15 protein-coding genes are annotated in these 17003 nt (G+C 66.6%); 10 read left to right on the forward strand and 5 right to left on the reverse strand.

Annotated elements, in window-relative coordinates:
* Nucleotides 1-35: 35 nt before the first annotated feature.
* Nucleotides 36-713: a Crp/Fnr family transcriptional regulator gene (locus PY310_RS05205; RefSeq protein WP_123254700.1), complete on the reverse strand. Its 678-nt coding sequence runs from the start codon at nt 711-713 to the stop codon at nt 36-38.
* Between the two features lie 253 nt (nt 714-966).
* On the opposite strand from PY310_RS05205, the gene PY310_RS05210 reads away from it, so the two are divergent.
* On the forward strand, nt 967-2151 hold the full coding sequence (locus tag PY310_RS05210) for a MarP family serine protease (RefSeq protein WP_275213194.1): 1185 nt from the start codon (nt 967-969) through the stop codon (nt 2149-2151).
* 27 nt (nt 2152-2178) lie between these two features.
* Here the strand turns inward: PY310_RS05210 and aroQ are convergent, their stop codons facing one another.
* Both aroQ and acs read right to left on the reverse strand, forming a co-directional pair.
* Nucleotides 2179-2664, reverse strand: coding sequence for a type II 3-dehydroquinate dehydratase (gene aroQ / locus PY310_RS05215; protein WP_275213195.1), 486 nt, complete (start codon nt 2662-2664; stop codon nt 2179-2181).
* Nucleotides 2665-2837: 173 nt separating this feature from the next.
* Nucleotides 2838-4850: an acetate--CoA ligase gene (acs, locus tag PY310_RS05220; RefSeq protein ID WP_275213472.1), complete on the reverse strand. Its 2013-nt coding sequence runs from the start codon at nt 4848-4850 to the stop codon at nt 2838-2840.
* Nucleotides 4851-5257: 407 nt separating this feature from the next.
* On the opposite strand from acs, the gene PY310_RS05225 reads away from it, so the two are divergent.
* Genes PY310_RS05225 through PY310_RS05235 form a run of 3 tightly spaced genes read left to right on the forward strand, consistent with a single transcriptional unit; the run spans nt 5258 to nt 8094 of the window.
* Nucleotides 5258-6574 carry a hypothetical protein gene (locus PY310_RS05225; protein ID WP_275213196.1) on the forward strand — a complete coding sequence of 439 codons (1317 nt, stop codon included), beginning with the start codon at nt 5258-5260 and terminating at the stop codon, nt 6572-6574.
* 9 nt (nt 6575-6583) lie between these two features.
* A complete protein-coding gene (gene nth / locus PY310_RS05230) occupies nt 6584-7420 on the forward strand; it encodes an endonuclease III (protein WP_419095451.1) in 837 nt (278 codons plus the stop codon).
* Entirely contained in the window at nt 7417-8094 is a 678-nt protein-coding gene (locus tag PY310_RS05235; protein WP_275213197.1) for an NUDIX hydrolase, read from the forward strand. Before nth ends, PY310_RS05235 begins: the two co-directional genes overlap by 4 nt.
* An 88-nt stretch (nt 8095-8182) precedes the next feature.
* On the opposite strand, the gene PY310_RS05240 is transcribed toward PY310_RS05235, so the two are convergent.
* On the reverse strand, nt 8183-8380 hold the full coding sequence (locus tag PY310_RS05240; RefSeq protein WP_275213198.1) for a YegP family protein: 198 nt from the start codon (nt 8378-8380) through the stop codon (nt 8183-8185).
* Between the two features lie 124 nt (nt 8381-8504).
* Complete coding sequence (locus PY310_RS05245) at nt 8505-10217, reverse strand: bifunctional 3'-5' exonuclease/DNA polymerase (RefSeq protein WP_275213199.1); 1713 nt, start codon at nt 10215-10217, stop codon at nt 8505-8507.
* A gap of 90 nt (nt 10218-10307) precedes the next feature.
* Between PY310_RS05245 and PY310_RS05250 the strand changes: the two genes are divergently transcribed.
* The 6 genes from PY310_RS05250 to PY310_RS05275 all read left to right on the forward strand — a co-directional run bounded on the left by PY310_RS05250 (nt 10308) and on the right by PY310_RS05275 (nt 16572).
* On the forward strand, nt 10308-10523 hold the full coding sequence (locus PY310_RS05250; RefSeq protein ID WP_190990663.1) for a death domain-containing protein: 216 nt from the start codon (nt 10308-10310) through the stop codon (nt 10521-10523).
* Between the two features lie 82 nt (nt 10524-10605).
* Nucleotides 10606-11826 carry a septum site-determining protein Ssd gene (gene ssd, locus PY310_RS05255; RefSeq protein ID WP_275213201.1) on the forward strand — a complete coding sequence of 407 codons (1221 nt, stop codon included), beginning with the start codon at nt 10606-10608 and terminating at the stop codon, nt 11824-11826.
* Nucleotides 11823-13112 carry a TadA family conjugal transfer-associated ATPase gene (locus PY310_RS05260; RefSeq protein ID WP_275213202.1) on the forward strand — a complete coding sequence of 430 codons (1290 nt, stop codon included), beginning with the start codon at nt 11823-11825 and terminating at the stop codon, nt 13110-13112. The genes ssd and PY310_RS05260 overlap by 4 nt, the downstream gene beginning before the upstream one ends.
* Nucleotides 13109-14038: a type II secretion system F family protein gene (locus tag PY310_RS05265; protein ID WP_275213203.1), complete on the forward strand. Its 930-nt coding sequence runs from the start codon at nt 13109-13111 to the stop codon at nt 14036-14038. Before PY310_RS05260 ends, PY310_RS05265 begins: the two co-directional genes overlap by 4 nt.
* Nucleotides 14035-14658, forward strand: a complete 624-nt coding sequence (locus PY310_RS05270; protein ID WP_275213204.1) for a type II secretion system F family protein — start codon at nt 14035-14037, stop codon at nt 14656-14658. Before PY310_RS05265 ends, PY310_RS05270 begins: the two co-directional genes overlap by 4 nt.
* Before the next feature lie 489 nt (nt 14659-15147).
* Nucleotides 15148-16572: a recombinase family protein gene (locus PY310_RS05275; RefSeq protein ID WP_275213205.1), complete on the forward strand. Its 1425-nt coding sequence runs from the start codon at nt 15148-15150 to the stop codon at nt 16570-16572.
* Nucleotides 16573-17003: the final 431 nt, after the last annotated feature.

A 17003-nucleotide genomic window follows, 5' to 3' on the forward strand; every position in this document is an offset into this window, starting at 1 on the left:
GAGCGTTGGCGGCTCGGGGCCGGACGCAACTGGGACTAGCGGGAGCGCTGGCGGAGGCGCTGCATGTCCAGGATGACCACGGCGCGGGCCTCGAGGCGGAGCCAGCCGCGCTGGACGAACTCGGCCAGGGCCTTGTTGACCGTCTCGCGGGAGGCGCCGACCAGCTGGGCCAGTTCTTCCTGTGTGAGCTCGTGGGCCACCAGGACGCCGTCGGTCGCCGGGCGGCCGAAGCGGTCCGCCAGGTCCAGGAGGGCCTTGGCCACACGGCCCGGGACATCGGAGAAGACCAGATCGGACAAGGAATCGTTGGTGCGGCGCAGGCGGCGCGCCAGAGCCTGCAGCAGCTGCGCGGACACCTCGGGGCGGGTCCGCAGCAGGCCGTTGAGGCTTTCGTTCTTCAGGCCGGCCAGCCGGGTCTCGGACACCGCGGTGGCCGTGGCGGTCCGGGGGCTGGGATCGAAGAGCGCCATTTCGCCGAACAGTTCGCCCGGGCCCAGGATGGCGAGCAGGGATTCGCGCCCATCGGGGGACGTGCGGCCCAGCTTCACCTTGCCGGAGACGATGAAGTAGAGCTGATCACCCTGGTCGCCTTCGCGGAAGACCGAGGCGCCGCGGGAAAGGTCCACCTCGGTCAGCTCATCGGTCAGCAGCCGGAATGCTTCGTCGTCAAGCGTGGCAAATAGTGGTGCTCGGCGCAGTACCTCGATGTCCATGAAATCTCCCAAATAAAAAGTGTCGGCTGTGGCGCTTGTGCCATTGTTTCAGAATTTTCGGCGTTCTGTGACGTACTTGGCAGCGGAAACGCCGTTCGGAGGGTTCGTGCAGGCCCGGCCGCACCAATGCCGGCGGCTGCGGGCAGCATTCTGCGTCCTGCCGCGGCGGGAAGGGCCGGCCGCGGGCACTCCCACAGAAGAGCGTCAGCGTACGGCACTAGAATTGGGTCTCAACCGTATTAGAGGAGCGTCAGTGTTTGGCTTGACCGTTCTGGACCTGGCGCTGATCCTGGCCCTGCTGTCTTACCTGATCTATGGCCTGCGTAATGGCTTCCTGGTCACGCTCGGGGGAATTGCGGGCTTCGCCGCGGGCGCCGTGGCTGCCTTTTTTGCCGTACCGCTGGTCAGCGAGATCGTGAAAGACTCCGGCTGGAGGCTGACCGCGATTGTGGCTGCTGCCGTGGTCCTGATGGCCATGGGGCATGGCGTGGGGACCATGGCCGGGCGGAAAATCCGCGGTGCCGTGCGGGTTCAACCGCTACGGGCGGCGGACCGGCTTATTGGCGGCATCGTCAATGTGGTGGTGTCAGCGCTGGTGATGTCCATGCTGGCCTTCAGCGTCAGCTCCCTGGGCGTTCCCTTTGTGTCCCAGCAGCTGGCGGAGTCCAAGGTGATCCGCTACATCGACGGCCTGACGCCGGTCCCGGTGAAGGCGACCCTCGCGCAGTTGCGTTCAACGGTGATCGGCAACGGCATCCCCACGCTGATCGAAGGCCTGGGGCAGGGGCCAAAAGTGTCCGTGCCTAACGCCAGCACTAATACACGGGCCCTGAACCGGGCCGCCGACTCGGTCCTGAAAATCGCCGGAACGGCTTACCAGTGCGGCCAGAACCAGACCGGCACCGGCTTTGTGGTTTCCCCGGGACGGGTTGTGACCAACGCCCATGTGGTGGCGGGCGTGTCGCAGCCGGTGGTGGAGATCCCCGACGGCGGAGCGATGCCGGGACGTGTGGTCTACTTCGACACCCGGCATGACCTCGCCGTCCTGGCCGTTGACGGCCTGCCGTCCGAGCCGCTGGCCCTGGCCTCGGACCTTCCCAACGGCAGCCAGGCGGCCTTCGCCGGCTATCCTCACGGCGGCCCCTTCAAGTCCAACCCCGCCACCGTCCAGGACATCGCCTCGGTCCTGGTGCCTGACATTTACGGCCAGAACCCGGCCCCTGAGGACATCTACCGGCTGGCCGGGGACGTCCAGCCGGGAAACTCCGGCGGCCCGCTGCTGACCACTGAGGGCCAGGTGGCCGGCGTCATCTTCGCGAAGGCAACCTCGGACGCAGAACTGGGCTTCGCGATCACCATGGAGGACCTCTACCCGGTGGCGTCCCAGGCTGCCGGGTTCAGCGCCCCCGTGTCATCGGGGCAGTGCATCCAGAAGTAGCGCCCCCGGACCGGAGGCGGGCCTGAATCAGAGGACGTCGGCCAGGTAGTCGATGGCGAGCTTGTAGCCGAACACGCCGGCTCCCACGATCACGGCTGCGCACACCGGTGACAGGAACGAGTGGTGACGGAACTCCTCCCGCTGGTGCACGTTGGTGATGTGCACTTCGACGGCGGGCAGCTGCACCGCCGCCAGGGCGTCGCGCAGCGCAACGGACGTGTGCGTGTACGCGCCCGCGTTCAGGACAATCCCGACGGCGTTGGTGCGGGCCGCGTGGATAGCGTCGAGCAGGACCCCCTCGTGGTTGGACTGGACGCATTCGACGTCGAACCCATGCGCTTTCGCGGCGTCGGCGGCGAGCCGTTCGACGTCGGCGAGCGTGGAGGTGCCGTACTTTTCCGGCTCGCGGGTTCCGAGCAGATTGAGGTTGGGGCCGTTGATCACCAGAATGGTGCCCCGGCCGGCCGTGGTGCCGGTACCGGTCCGGACGCTTTCGGTGGCGTGTTCAGTCATGGGTCCAATTTACCGGTCGGATCCTGCACCATCATTCGGCCCGCCGGGCGCGTGCCCCCTTGCTTTCCGGCGTCCGGCGGCAGCGGCACGTGAATGATGGTGCAGAATCCTACGGGCCCGGGCCTTGCCCTCCGGCAGCGCGCGGAGGATAACTCCCACCCGCAACCCTGGACCTACTTGCGCAGCGACGCCGCGATCTGTTGCATCACGGTGTTGTCGGCCAGGGTGGTGGCGTCGCCCGGGTCCCGTCCTTCGGCGACGTCCTTGAGGAGGCGGCGCATGATCTTCCCGGAACGGGTCTTGGGCAGTTCCGGGACCACGAGGATGGTCTTCGGTTTGGCGATGGGACCGATTTCCTTGCCGACGTGGTTCCGGAGTTCCTGGACGATGGCGTCGCCGGAGTCCACGGCGTCGCCGCGGAGGATGACGAACGCGACGACGGCCTGGCCGGTGGTCTCGTCCGCGGCGCCCACGACGGCGGCTTCGGCCACGGCCGGGTGGGAAACCAGGGCGGATTCGATCTCGGTGGTGGAGAGGCGGTGCCCGGAGACGTTCATGACGTCATCCACGCGCCCCAGGAGCCAGATGTCACCGTCCTCGTCTTTCTTGGCGCCGTCGCCGGCGAAGTACATGTCCTCGAACCGGGACCAGTAGGTGTCCTTGAACCGTTCAGGGTCGCCCCAGATGCCGCGGAGCATCGCGGGCCAGGGTTCGCGGATCACCAGGAAGCCGCCGTGGCCGTTGGGCACGGACTCGCCCATCTCGTCCACCACATCCACGGCGATGCCGGGCAGCGGGGTCTGTGCGGAGCCGGGCTTGGTGGCGGTCACGCCGGGGAGCGGGGCGATCATCTGCGCGCCGGTTTCGGTCTGCCACCAGGTGTCCACGATGGGGGTCTTGTTGGCGCCGATAACGTCCCGGTACCACATCCAGGCTTCGGGGTTGATGGATTCGCCCACCGAGCCCAGGACCCGCAGGGAGGAGAGGTCATACTTGTCCGGGATCTCCCGGCCCCACTTCATGAATGTCCGGATGGCGGTGGGGGCGGTGTAGAGGATGGAGACCTTGTACTTTTCGATGATCTCCCACCAGCGGCCCTGGTGCGGGGAGTCCGGGGTGCCCTCGTACATGACCTGGGTGGCGCCGTTGATGAGCGGGGCGTAGGCGACGTAGGAGTGGCCGGTGACCCAGCCGACGTCGGCCGTGCACCAGTACACGTCCGTCTCGGGGTGCAGGTCGAAGACTGCCTTATGGGTGTAGGCGCCCTGGGTGAGGTAGCCGCCGGTGGTGTGCAGGATGCCCTTGGGCTTGCCCGTGGTGCCGGAGGTGTAGAGGATGAACAGCGGGTGCTCTGAGTCGTGCCCGACGGCGGTGTGCTGGGCGGATGCCTGCCCGACGGTGTCATCCCACCAGTGGTCCCGGCCTTCGTGCCAGTCCACGTTCTGGCCGTTGCGCTTGACCACCACGACGTTCTGGACGGTGTGCTCGCCCTCGTGCGCGAGGGCCTCGTCCACGGCGGTCTTCAGCGCGCTGGGCTTGCCGCGCCGGTAGGTGCCGTCGGCGGTGACCACGAGCTTGGCTTCGGCGTCGTCGATGCGGGAGCGGAGGGCTTCGGCGGAGAAGCCGCCGAACACGACGGAGTGCACGGCCCCGATGCGGGCGCAGGCCAGCAGCGTGATCACGGCTTCGGGAATCATGGGCAGGTAGACGGCCACGCGGTCGCCCTTTTCCACACCGAGGGACTCAAACGCGTTGGCGGCTTGCTTCACCTCATCGGTGAGCTGGGCGTAGGTGTAGGTGCGGGTGTCGCCGGGCTCGCCCTCGAAATAGATGGCCACCCGGTCGCCCAGGCCGTTCTCGACGTGCCGGTCCAGGGCGTTGTAGGCCGCGTTGACCTCACCGCCCACGAACCACTTCGCGAACGGCGGATTCGACCAATCCAAGGTCTCGGTGAAGTCCTTGGACCAGGTCAGCAGCTCCCGGGCCTGCCGTGCCCAGAACGCGGGACGGTCGGCGTCGGCCTCCGCATAATCTGCTGCGGTGACAACGGCGTCGGCAACAAATTCGGGGCTGGGGGCAAAGGTGCGGTTCTCGTGCAGCAGGTTTGAAATTGCGTCGCCCTGCTGGTCGCTCTGTGCGGTGGCCGCAGTGGCGGTGGCGGTGGAGCCGGGAGTGTCCTGGGACATGGTGAACCTCATCATTCATCGGTCTTTTCTGCGGCATGCCGTCACCCGGCCATACTCCGCCGCAGTGCGCATTACGGGGCACGGCAGGTCACGAATGTTCCGCAAACAGCTGTTCCGGAACCAAGCCTAATGCCCAGCCCGTTCCGATGTGTCACCTGTCACAGTGCAGCCCGCGAACGGCATTTATTTAGCGGTGAATGGTTACGGAAGCGCGCCCGGCGCCCTTCCACGGGGGCGGATCAGCTAGTGATCGGCCATGCGGATGACTAGGCTGAGATTGGATTGTGACTTTCTACGGAGCTGCCGGATCCGGTGCAACATTGCCCGGGACCGCTGGCTGCCGCCGTTCCGGACGGCACAGTTTTTGGGACGGAACCGTCCCGTGCCGCCACGCTTAGGAGAACAGAATGAACCAGCAAATCGTCGGCCAGAAACCGGGCCGTGCAACGGAGGCAGGGCCTGGCGCAACCGAAAGGGACGGCGCCGCCAGCGGTTCACAGCGGCCTGCTTCCGCCAAACCCGGCACCACCAACCAGGCTGTGCTGGGTCCCTTCACCATCCGGGACCTCGCGGTTTTCGCGGCCACACTGGTCCTGCTGATCGCCTCGCTGCTTCCGATCTTCTTTGGCCGGTTCAATCTCTGGAACGCCGGCAGCCTGTTCTTCCTCGGCCTCGGCATTGTGCTGCCACTGATCGTCACCGCACTTTTTGCCGCCCGCCGGCTTGCCCCCGCAACGAAGGTCCGCATCGGATCGCTCTCCGTTGACCAGTTCGCCTCCGTGGTGGCGTCCTTCGCACTGGCATTCTTCTTTGTTTCCGCTGCCGCTGCCTACGTCCCGAGCCTTCTCGTGGGCCTGGTGGGTTCCGTGATCCTCTTCGGAGCGACTGTGCTGGGCCGCTTCATCCCGTTCTTCGCCGGGGACTTCCTGGGACGTGAGGAAACCACTGCCCACCTGGTGGCCCGCGAGTCAGCGGTCCCGCTCCCCAAGCCGCATACCCCGAAGGAGCCCAAGCCCGCTGCCGCATCCGGGGCCGGGTCCAAACGGGGTTTCGGGCTCCCTGCCGGCCTGTGGCCGTCCAAACATTCCGGCCCGTCCGCACAGGCCGCTTCAGCCCCGGATGCCTCGGCGCCTGCGGCCGGTACTGCTGACGGCACCGCCACCCCGGGGGCCACGGCAGTGTCCTCGGCCCCGGAAGTCCGGGAGTGGACCCCGGCCGGTGACCCGACTCCGGCAACGCAAGCCGCCGACGTCGTTCCTTCAGCCCCGCAGCCAAACGCCCGCGCCGCGTCCGCCGCGGAGGAAACCAGGATGGGTGACGTCCCGGCCGCCGCGACGGCTGATCAGGCCGCTCCCACCGGGGCGCCCGCGGCCGCGCCCGAACCAGTGCACGACGGCGCCGCGCAGGCCCCTGCCCGGCAGTCTGCAGCGGAACCTGCCGCCACGGCCGTGCATCAGCAGGTGCGCAGCGCAGAGCCGATCGGGGCGACTGTGGACCCTGCCAGCCGGCCGGAAGAATCGGATGCGCCGGTCCACGAGGCTTTCTGGTTTGCCGTGGCGCAACACCGCACCGCCGTCGATCCCCGGACGGGTGCCCCTGCATTCGTGATCGAACCCGGCGGCTGGGTGCTCGCCCTGGAGGACCGTGGCCACGAATTCCTGGTCCAGCACACCGACGGTCGTCTGGGCGTCCTGCGCGACCTCAGCAACATCGAGCGCGGCTAGCCAGGTCACGTGGCCATCTCCCGTTCAGCCGGCGCCGCACCGGCCAGAGTTGCCGCACCCCGCCCGGCAGAGTCATTGCTGGCATTAAAGCGCCGGGCGCGGCGGATCAATAAAGCCCTGGCGGAGAAATACCCCTACGCCCACGCCGAGCTCGATTTCCGGAACCCCTTTGAACTGGTGGTGGCCACGGTCCTGTCCGCGCAGACCACCGATGTGCTGGTCAACCAGGTCACCAAAATCCTGTTTGCGCGGTACCCGGATGCGCGGGCCATGTCCGAAGCCGAGCCCGCCGAGCTGGAAGCGATCCTGCAGCCCACCGGGTTCTTCCGGGCCAAAACGAAGAACGTGCTCGCGCTCAGCCATCGCCTGGTTGATGAGTACAACGGCGAGGTGCCCGGCCGGCTGGAGGACCTGGTGACCCTTCCCGGGGTTGGCAGGAAGACAGCGAATGTGGTGCTGGGTAACGCGTTCGGCATCCCCGGCATCACCGTTGACACGCACTTCGGCCGGCTGGCGCGGCGGTTCGGGTGGACCGAATCCGAAGATCCCGTACAGGTCGAGCACGACGTCGCCGAACTGTTCGAACCGAAGGACTGGACCATGCTCTCGCACCGGGTGGTGTTCCACGGTCGGCGGGTATGCCACTCACGCAAGCCGGCATGCGGGGCCTGCCCGGTGGCCAACTGGTGCCCCAGCTACGGGCTGGGTGAAACCGATCCCGGGAAGGCGGCCAAGCTGCTGAAATACGAACTTGCGCCCGGCAATGAAGCCCTGCTGGCACAGTTGCTGGCCGAAACCCATCGGGCTGCGGAAATCCGCATGGAATCCCAGAGGCGGCTCACATGAGCGCCCGCCAGGACCTGATCGACCTGGTGCAGCGATCGGACGACGGGAACGTTACCGCGCCGAATACTGCCTGGGCCGCGCTGACCGTGGACGAAGCGATTGCCCGGAAGGCAGCCGTTCTGATGCTGTTCGGCGTGCTGGACGATGTCCCGGCGTCCTCGAACAAACCGCTGGCCGCCGCCGACCTGGACGTGCTCCTGCTTGAACGGGCACACACCCTGGGCTCGCACCCGGGCCAGGTCGCCTTCCCCGGCGGCGGCATCGACGACGGCGAAACCCCGGTGGCCGCGGCCCTTCGGGAGGCGGAAGAGGAAACGGGGCTTGACTCGTCCGGCGTCGAAGTCCTCGGGACGCTGCAGGAACTCGGACTGGCCCGCAGCAACTTCCTGGTGACGCCCGTGCTCGGATGGTGGGCTTCGCCGTCGCCCGTGGGCGTTGTGGACTACGGCGAATCAGCACAGGTTTTCCGGGTCCCCGTCCGTGACCTTCTGGACCCGGACAACCGGGTTACGGCAACAGTCAGCCGTGGCAGCAAAACCTTCAGCAGCCCGGCCTTCGCCGTCTGCGGTGTGCTGGTGTGGGGCTTCACGGGGATCATCCTCGACGGCCTCTTCGAACAGTTGGGCTGGGCGGTTCCATGGGACCGAAGCCGCGTACACGAGGTGGCGTTCTGAGCCTGCCGGCTTAGTGCTGAGCCTGCCAGCTTAAACGGCGAGGGCCCGGCCTGGTGGCCGGGCCCTCGCCGGGTGCTGTTTCGCCCCACTAGCTGGGATGTGGTTTATGGCGCAGATCCACCACCACGCCTGTTGCGGCGTTTTCGCGTAGGGCATTGATGCCGTCCTTCAGTGCACCGAGGTGCTTGAAATCCGGCGATACGGCAACGATTTTGCCGTTCTTATCTGTCAGTTTGAAGCGGTATGCTTCGTCGCCAACGCGGTGTATTTCAAATTTTCCGGGCATGCTCCGGACCTCCCCTTATGCGTCTTTGCACGTCGAGCCCCCACCCTCTGCATAAGCGGGGCTTCCCCGACTGTAACCTTGGTCACTGTGTAGAACCAGCTACTGCCGGGTAGGTTACTTTGGGCTACTTGGCGTTGTCGTACGAGTCCACCACGGCCACGCTGACCGGGAATTCCACCGGGATTGGTCCGAACAGCAGCTCCTTGGCGGCGGCCGCGGCATCCTCGATCGCGCGGATGCAGGCGGCAACACCCGCCTCCGGCGCATGTACCATCACCTCGTCATGCAGGAAGAAGACGAGTTCCGCCTGAACGGAACCGTCGGCACGCAACGCCCGCAGCCGCCGTCGTAATTCCGCCAGCCAGCAGGCCGCCCAATCAGCGGCCGAGCCCTGCACCACGAAGTTCCGCGTGAACCGGCCGCGGGAGCGGGCGATCGATTCCGCGCGGCGCTGCTCCTCCGCGGTGGCGGACTGCTGGCTCCGGAACCAGGATTGCGACGGCGGCGGGCTGCTGCGGCCCAGCCGTGTGGTCACGGTGCCGCCGGCTTCACCCTCGCGGGCAGCCTGCTCCACGAAGCCGACGGCATGCGGGTAGGTCCGCGCAAGTTGGGGCATGAGCCGTCCAGATTCTCCGGTCGTGGCACCGTAGATAGCCCCCAGGAGGGCTGTCTTGGCCTTGGCGCGATCGCCACCGAAGCCCTGGGCGGCGATGCCCGCATACAGATCCTTGTCGCGCGCGGCCGCAGCCATCTTCGAGTCCTGCGCGAGGGCCACCAGGACCCGGGGTTCCAGCTGCGATGCGTCGGCGACGATGAGTTTATGGCCGGGCCCGGCATGGACGGCGCCGCGGATTTGGCGCGGAATCTGCAGGGCACCGCCGCCGCGGGAAGCCCACCGCCCGGAGACCACGCCACCCACCACATACTCGGGCCGGAAACGGCCGTCACTCACCCACGCGTCCAGCCAGGCCCAGCCGTTGGCGCTGTGCAGGCGGGACAGCTTTTTATAGGCCAGGAGCGGCTCGATGGCGGGATGGCTGGACTCCATCAGTTCCCACTGCCGCGTGCTCTTGACCTCGATGCCGTTGCGGTGCAGGGCACGCATCAGGTCCTGCGGGGAATCCGGGTTCAGCGCGGGGGAATTGAGGAGGTTCCGCAGTTCGTTGTTCAGGGCTTCAAGTTTCGCCGGCCGGTGGCCCGGCTGGGGCCGCGGCCCCAGATAGTCGGCCAGGATCTGCTCATGCAGGTCCTCGCGCCACGGAACGCCGGCATGCTGCATCTCCGCGGCGATCATGGCACCGGCGGATTCGGCGGCGAGCAGCAACTGCAGCCGTTTCCGCTTGTTCTCCAGCGGATCTGCGTCGGCCAGGGCGGCCTGCTGCGCGGCATACTCCGCACGCAGTTCCGACAGGGTATGGCGGGGGGACCGGTGCCGGACGTCCTCAAACAAGGCACCCTGATCGGCCGGCGGAGGCGGCGGCTGAAGGGCGCGCGGCGGTTCCTGGGGATCATCCAGCGGGGCTTTCTCCGCCTGCTGCGCGTATTCGGTGTGGGCGGTGAACTCCGAATACGCCAGGATGGTGCCGCAGAGGCTCAGGTCGTAGCAGCGTTCCACTTCCACGCCGGCCGCGAGCAGCGCCGGATACCAGTCCTGGGTGCGGTGCCAGATCCAGCGGGGTGCCGCCTCCCGTGGCCGGGTTTCAAGGTGGCGTACGACGCCGGGCAGCTCGCTTGCGCTGATCAGCCGCGGTTCAGGGCGGTCCGGGTGCGGATCGCCCGCCTGTGTGACCTGCTGGAGGGCGGCGCCGTGGGAGTGGGCGGCGAGCAGCAGATACATGGGGTCAATTCTGCCTTGTCCAGCGGTGTTGGCGTGCAACGTTCGTCAACATGTGTTGACGTTCCGCGGGTTGTCAACTAATGTTGACGCATGGAGGTGGATCGGATGAAAACGCTGGTGGCATCGATGGACGGGAAAGGTCCCGCTGAAGCGCTGTACGCCGTCGCGGAACTGCAGAAGGAAGTAGGCCGCACGGAAGCCTCCCTGGTCCGCAAAGCACGGCAGGCCGGGCTCTCGTGGGAGGCAATCGCCCTCTGCCTGGGAGTCAGCAAGCAGGCCGTGCACCGGAAGTACGGAAAGCAGTAGCCGGCCGTTTCCCGCTCGGGAGTTGTCCACATAGCGCGGCCCGGCACTGTTTCCGTGACGGGCGGTAATGGAGAGTTGCTCCATGAGCAGGCACCAGCTATCGCCGTCCCCTTCCGAGCAGCCAGAGACGCGCGTGTCCCGGGCCAGGCCGTCGCCTCCGCGCGGAACCCGGCCCGGCACGGTTGGCGCGGGTGCGCCGGGTGCGCCGGGTGCCGGCGCGGGAGGGAGCGCGTGGCTGCCCGATTCCGCAGCCGCCGAGGTGCTGTTGGTCACAGGCTACGACGTCCTGCAGGGTGAGGTTGAACAGATTGTGGCCGCGGCCGGGAGCCAGCTGCGGGTGGTGGCTGACGTCACAGCTGCGGCCCTGTACTGGGATTCCGCCGCCGCCGTGCTGGTGGGAAGCGATGTCCGGGAGTTGCCGCCGCGGCGCCGGGCACCCGCCGTGCTCGTCGGTCTGAACGGTGAGGGGGACAGTCTTTGGCATCTCGCCGCGGCCCTCGGGGCCGAACGGGTGGCAGTGCTTCCGGACGCCGGTGCGTGGCTGGCCGAGTACCTGAGCCGATCGCGCTCGCCGGAGACCGGCGGCCTGGTTCTGGGAATTACCGGGGGCTGCGGCGGGGCCGGTGCCACCACCTCCGCCATTTGGATCGCCCAGGCGGCAGCCGGCCTGGGAGTGCGTGTATTGCTCGTTGACGGGGACCCCTGGGGAGGCGGTTTGGAACTGGCGCTGGCCGCCGAGGAGACGCCCGGCCTGCGCTGGCCGGACCTTGCAGGCGCCAGCGGCAGCATCGACCCGGAACAGTTGGCTGATTCCCTTCCGGTCGTCGGAGGATTTTCTTTCCTGTCGTGGCCCGGCAGCAGGGACAGGACTGCGCCGGTGGACGCCGCCACCGCGGGCGGAGTCCTGGATGCAGCCCGGCGCGGTTATGAACTCGTGGTGGTGGACATTGGCCGCGGTGCCGAGCCGGTGCAACTCTTCGCCTGGGACTGCGACCGGCTCCTCGTAGTGGTGCCGGCGCAACTCAGGGCCGCGGTGGCCACCGCCAGGCTCCTTCATGAGCTTCCGCCGGTTGAGGCGGCCCTGCTGGTCCGGGGCAAGACCGGAGCCGCTCTGGACGGCGGCCTGATTGCCGACGCCGTGGGGTTGCCGGTCCAAGGCCGGGTTCCCGAACTGCGCGGCGTCACCGCGGCCGGCGAGAACGGGCGGCTGCTTGAGTTTGGCAACCGACGGAGCGTCAGGCACTTCGCCGCATCGGTTCTTGATCTGGTCGCCGGCGAAATTGCGGTCGGAGACTTGCCATGACTGCAGGACCGTTCGGCGGGAGGCAACCTGTAACGCCGGCACCCGCTCCGCAGTTCGTTTCGCCGCTGCCGGACAAGCTGAACGGAACCCGCCGCCGCCAGGCGCGGGTGCTGGACCGGCGGGGGCTTGATTCAGCCCTGCTGGAGACGGTCCGCGAGTCAGTCATGGCAGACTCCGGCCCGGTCACGGCCTCCCGTGTCGCGGCGGCAGTACAGGCCACCGGCAGGCTGCTGGGGACCGCCGGCTCGCTGGCAGCCGTTGAAAGGATCAGCGCGGAACTGAACGGCCTCGGCCCCCTCCAGGAGCTGACCCGGGACGTTCGGGTCACCGACATTTTTGTGAACGCGCCGGACTCGGTCTGGATTGACCGCGGGAGCGGCATTGAACCCGCAGGGGTCTCGTTTGACGGTGAGGCCCAGGTGCGGGCCCTGGCCTCCCGTCTCGTGGCAGCCGGCGGCAGGCGGCTGGACGACGGCTCGCCCTGCGTTGATGTCCGGTTGGACGGCGGCTACCGCATCCATGCGATCCTGCCGCCCATTTCGACAGCAGGCACGCTGCTGAGCATCAGGATCCGGCGGGAACAGGTCTTCACCATGGATGAACTCCGCGTCGGCGGCATGTTCTGCGGCGTGGTGCAGGAGGTACTGGAACGCATTGTTGAGCATCGGCTGAGTTTCCTCATCAGCGGAGCCACAGGCTCAGGGAAGACCACCATGCTCTCCACCCTGCTCGGGCTGTGCTCACCCGCGGAACGGCTGGTGCTGATCGAGGACGCCTCTGAACTGAACCCCGTTCATCCGCACATTGTTTCGCTTGAGTCCCGGCACGGAAACCTGGAAGGCGGCGGCGAGGTGGATCTGGGCGAGCTCGTCCGGCAGGCACTTCGGATGCGCCCGGACCGGCTGGTGGTGGGGGAGTGCCGGGGTGCTGAGGTCCGGGAACTCCTGACGGCAATGAACACCGGCCACACCGGTGGAGGAGGCACCATCCACGCCAACACCGCCACGGCGGTCCCCGCACGATTGACGGCGCTCGGTGCGCTCGCAGGCCTGGGCCCGGACGCCGTCCGGCTGCAGGCGGCCAGTGCTCTCGATGTTGTCATCCATGTTGCGCGGGCCCGCCACGGCCGGCGGGTAGCCTGCGTGGGCGTACTGCAGGACGGTCCGGCCGGACTCGTTGTGGTGCCGGCTCTGGAGAACAGAGACGGCGAGACCTGTACCGGTCCCGGCTGGGAAATGCTAAGCGGGCGGCTGGGCCTGTCTCCGGACCTGGGTGCTGCGGCGTGACACTGCTGCTGGCCGGCACTTTGATGCTGGCGGTCATCCTGTTGCTGAGGCCTCCGGGCGGCGTTGCGGGCCGCTTTCGTCGTGCCGCCGGACCGGCCGCCCAACGTTGGGGCGGGGTCGGTAGGGGTGCCGCAGGGCATGCCGGCTCGCGCCGTTCCGGGATTGGAACCGGCTTATGGATCCTGTGGGGCAAGGCACACCGTGCGGACAAGGACCGCGAGCAGCTGTCCCTGACACTGGTGGTGCAGCAATTGGCTGCGTTGCTCAAGGGCGGACGCACGCCCTCAAGGCTTTGGGACGAATTATGGCTGGTCCACCAGGGCCACCCCGGCACGGGTCCACGCCGGCCTGAAGGCGCTGGCGAACAACCGGAACCGGCACGGAGACCACAGATACAGGGGACCGGGCAGGTCTTAGCGCCTGCGCAGAAGCCAGGGGGCGCCCGGAAAAGGCCGGGCCTGAGCGCAGGCTCCCTGACCGTGCTCGGCGCTGTGCGGGCAGCAGCCTTCCGCGGCCTGCCGGTATCGCAAGCCATCAGGCGCTCCGCTCCGGCGGCATTTCCGCGTGCAGCGGGCAGGGAGCCACGGATCTGGCTGGAACTGGCTGCGTGCTTCGATATAGCCGAAGCCAGCGGCTGTCCGCTGGCTGAGGTCCTGGCCCGGTTTGCGGCCCAACTGGAAGTGGAGGATGACGCCGACGCTGCCAGAGAAACAGCACTGGCCGGACCCAAGGCCACCGTGAGTCTTCTGACCTGGCTTCCCGTGATGGGACTGGGGCTTGGCATGGCGCTGGGGGTGGATCCGCTGGCCATGTTGTTCGGTACGCCGCTGGGAATGGCCGCGCTCGCCGCAGGAGTTGCCTTGACCATAGCGGGAAGAATCTGGTCCGCCCGGCTGGTGCATGCTGCGGCAGGGGCCGCGCCATGACCTCCCCTCTGATGACCGTCGCGGCGCTCGTCATCGTGCTTATCCTCGCCTCCTATCTGGCCTTCTCCCAGCCCGGCCGGGTACGGCAGCGGCTGCTGAGGTTGAGCAACGGGCCTGCCGGGCAAGGGAGAAGCCCGGGTGCCGGCAGCGCTCGCTCCCGGGCCAGCGGCGAGGACTCCGTTGACGGGCTTCGCGACACTGCCATGATGCTCGAGCTGGTAGCCGCCATGCTGGACGCCGGGTCAGGGATTGGCCGCTCACTGGAGCTCGTGGCGGCCTCCGCGTCCAAGGATTACAGCAAGGCACTGCGCCCCGTGGTGTCGGCCCTCGCTATCGGTGCCGACTGGGAGACCGCATGGCGCAGCTCCGAAGTCCGGCTGCCTGAGGTCCTGGAGCTGCGTGACGCCCTCGGATTCGCTGCGCTGACCGGCGCTCCGTCATCGGCCATTCTCTACGCCCAAGCTGCCCGGTTACGGCGGGAAAGGTTCCGTGCTGCCGAGAAACGAGCCGCCTCCCTGGGCGTAAAGCTGGTCATTCCGTTGGGCCTGTGCTCACTGCCTGCCTTCATCTGCCTGGGCGTGGTCCCGGTTCTCCTGGCCCTGGTGCCCTCCGGATCCTGAGGCGTTGACCGCCGGCCCGCTGGCCCGCTCTCAGGGCAGCGGACTGCGGTGTGCACCCGCAGACGCCCTCTCCATTCCTCCACAGGCGCGGAAATGGCCACCTTTTCCACTTGGCAGGGGTTCGCCCTTACCGCCGCTTTGGAACACCGGAAGAGTCGAAGTAGCCGGCAACTCGGCCGGAGCACAGAAGGGAAACACCACCATGACCATCACCCAATACAGCATTGCCCCCGCCCCGGCACCTCAGCCCGGGAAGGGAGTTGTCGGCACAACAGGCTGGGACTCCGCAGGGCCGGCTGGCCCCGAATGGGATGCGTGCACCTGTCAGCGGCAGGAGGCGACGCAGCCCACCGGCAACGTTGTGCAGCTCTACCCGGTTATCCGCGGGGCGATGGAGCGGCGGCAACGGCTCACGGCATCGGAAGCGGGTATGGCGACAGCTGAGTACGCGGGGATTGTGTCAAGTTACCTGCCGGATAAACTGGGTCCATGACTAACGCCCAGGGAACCCGCGCCGCGATCTACGCACGCATCAGCAGGGACCAGCAAGGCCAGGGCCTAGGCGTAGAACGTCAAGAGCAACTATGCCGTGACCTCGCCAAAACGCTTGGCTTGGAAGTGGCGGAGGTCTACACAGACAACGACATCAGCGCATACTCAGGCCGCCACAGGGCCGCCTATGAGCTGATGCTTACCGACATCCGGGCCGGCCGCATAGATGCCGTACTCTGCTACCACTCAGACCGGCTGATGCGCCGAACGCGGGAGCTCGAACGCTACATCGATATTTGCAAGCCCCGCGGCGTCGTGACCCATCAGGTCACCGCCGGCCTCCTGGATCTCTCCAGCGCCACCGGCCTAGCTGTGGCTAAGACCGTGGCCGCATGGTCACAGCACGAGTCAGACCACAAAGGCGAAAGGATCGCCGCGCAGAAAGCTCAGGCAGCAGCTAAGGGCAAGTTCCTAGGCGGACGGATCCCTTGGGGATGGCATAAGCCCGGCGACACGATCGAAATTGAACCCGTCGCCGCTAAGTTCATTCTGGATGGGACACGATCCATTGTTGCCGGCAAGTCGCTGATTAGCGTTACGAGGGCATGGGCGGACGCTGGAGCCGTCAGCCTGTCCGGCAAGCAGATGATTACCACTCAGGTCCGCCGCGTCCTCCTAAGGCCGCGCAACGCCGGACTACTGACGTTCCACGGCGAAGTGGTAGCCGACTCATGGCCCGCGATTGTCCCGCTCGAGCTATTCCGGCAGTGTGAGGCCATTCTCAGCAGCCCGGACAGGCCGCAGCAGTCGGAGGCCAAATTCAAGTACCTCCTAAGCGGCATCGTGAAATGCTTTTGCGGCCGGTACATGACCGGCTTTGGCGCCGAAGGTTACCGCCGGTCCTACCGCTGCAAGATCCACCAGGAGGGCGGCAAGTACACGCCCGGCCACGCTAACCGTGCAATGGCCCCGCTGGATGACTATGTGAAGCGGGTGGCGGCTGCGCATATAGACCGCCAAGATCATAAGGCGGCAGTCAGGGCGGAGGCTCAACTACTGGCAGAGAATGAGCGGCCGGCTGAATCGGCGGATATTGGTGAATTGATTTCCCGCAAGAATTCATTAGCTCGAATGTTTGCCCAAGGCGCCATAACGGAAAGCCAACTAATTGAGGGCAGCCGGGAAATTGAGCAGAAACTCGATTCAATGAAAGACCAGGCAGCCGCGACTAGCGGCAGCAGGGTTATGGCTGAATTCGCTTTCGCGGAGCACCCCGGCGCCGCATTCCTGTCAGCCGCCCCGGACGTTCAGCGCGAGCTACTCCGCGCCGTTTTCGACATCACCCTCCGCCCGACCGGACCCCACCGCGGAGAATTCGATAGGTCCTCTGTGGACATGTCCCCGCTACGCCCTATGAGCTGAGGCGAGCCGAAACATCCTTAGAACGGCCGAGTTTTGGATTTGATTGTAACAATCAGGTCACGGCCCTAGCTTGACATAAATCTCAAGTTATCCACAGGCCTCGGGGGGACTCTAGTACGAAAACGCGCTATGTACAGTCGTGCACAGTAGTGAATAGTCGTGAACAGTCGTCTCCTGCGGTTTCTGCGGTTTCAATATTTCCCCCGGTCTGCACGTTTCATCCACAGGAAAAATCTAATCCAAATGGGCGCGTGCGGGGGAGGAATGCAACTTTTGTACCCCGACAATTATTCCGTAGTGTGGCAAGCTATTTCTTAGCAGCGCAGAGAAGCCCGCCCGGTAGCTCCACCAAAGAACTAAACCCGGGCGGGCTTCAAGATCAGAGACTCTCTTGGCCGAGATTCAAAGATCAGGCTTGCATGTCATATCCG

The organism is Pseudarthrobacter naphthalenicus (assembly GCF_029076445.1).
Lineage (GTDB): Bacteria > Actinomycetota > Actinomycetes > Actinomycetales > Micrococcaceae > Arthrobacter > Arthrobacter naphthalenicus.

What these genes read in the sequence shown, in the direction of transcription:
- PY310_RS05205 (WP_123254700.1), bottom strand. Translation starts at nt 713, where the DNA reads ATGGACATCGAGGTACTGCGCCGAGCACCACTATTTGCCACGCTTGAC.
- aroQ (WP_275213195.1), bottom strand. Translation starts at nt 2,664, where the DNA reads ATGACTGAACACGCCACCGAAAGCGTCCGGACCGGTACCGGCACCACG.
- acs (WP_275213472.1), bottom strand. Translation starts at nt 4,850, where the DNA reads ATGTCCCAGGACACTCCCGGCTCCACCGCCACCGCCACTGCGGCCACC.
- PY310_RS05225 (WP_275213196.1), top strand. Translation starts at nt 5,258, where the DNA reads ATGAACCAGCAAATCGTCGGCCAGAAACCGGGCCGTGCAACGGAGGCA.
- PY310_RS05235 (WP_275213197.1), top strand. Translation starts at nt 7,417, where the DNA reads ATGAGCGCCCGCCAGGACCTGATCGACCTGGTGCAGCGATCGGACGAC.
- PY310_RS05240 (WP_275213198.1), bottom strand. Translation starts at nt 8,380, where the DNA reads ATGCCCGGAAAATTTGAAATACACCGCGTTGGCGACGAAGCATACCGC.
- PY310_RS05245 (WP_275213199.1), bottom strand. Translation starts at nt 10,217, where the DNA reads ATGTATCTGCTGCTCGCCGCCCACTCCCACGGCGCCGCCCTCCAGCAG.
- PY310_RS05250 (WP_190990663.1), top strand. Translation starts at nt 10,308, where the DNA reads ATGGAGGTGGATCGGATGAAAACGCTGGTGGCATCGATGGACGGGAAA.
- ssd (WP_275213201.1), top strand. Translation starts at nt 10,606, where the DNA reads ATGAGCAGGCACCAGCTATCGCCGTCCCCTTCCGAGCAGCCAGAGACG.
- PY310_RS05260 (WP_275213202.1), top strand. Translation starts at nt 11,823, where the DNA reads ATGACTGCAGGACCGTTCGGCGGGAGGCAACCTGTAACGCCGGCACCC.
- PY310_RS05270 (WP_275213204.1), top strand. Translation starts at nt 14,035, where the DNA reads ATGACCTCCCCTCTGATGACCGTCGCGGCGCTCGTCATCGTGCTTATC.
- PY310_RS05275 (WP_275213205.1), top strand. Translation starts at nt 15,148, where the DNA reads ATGACTAACGCCCAGGGAACCCGCGCCGCGATCTACGCACGCATCAGC.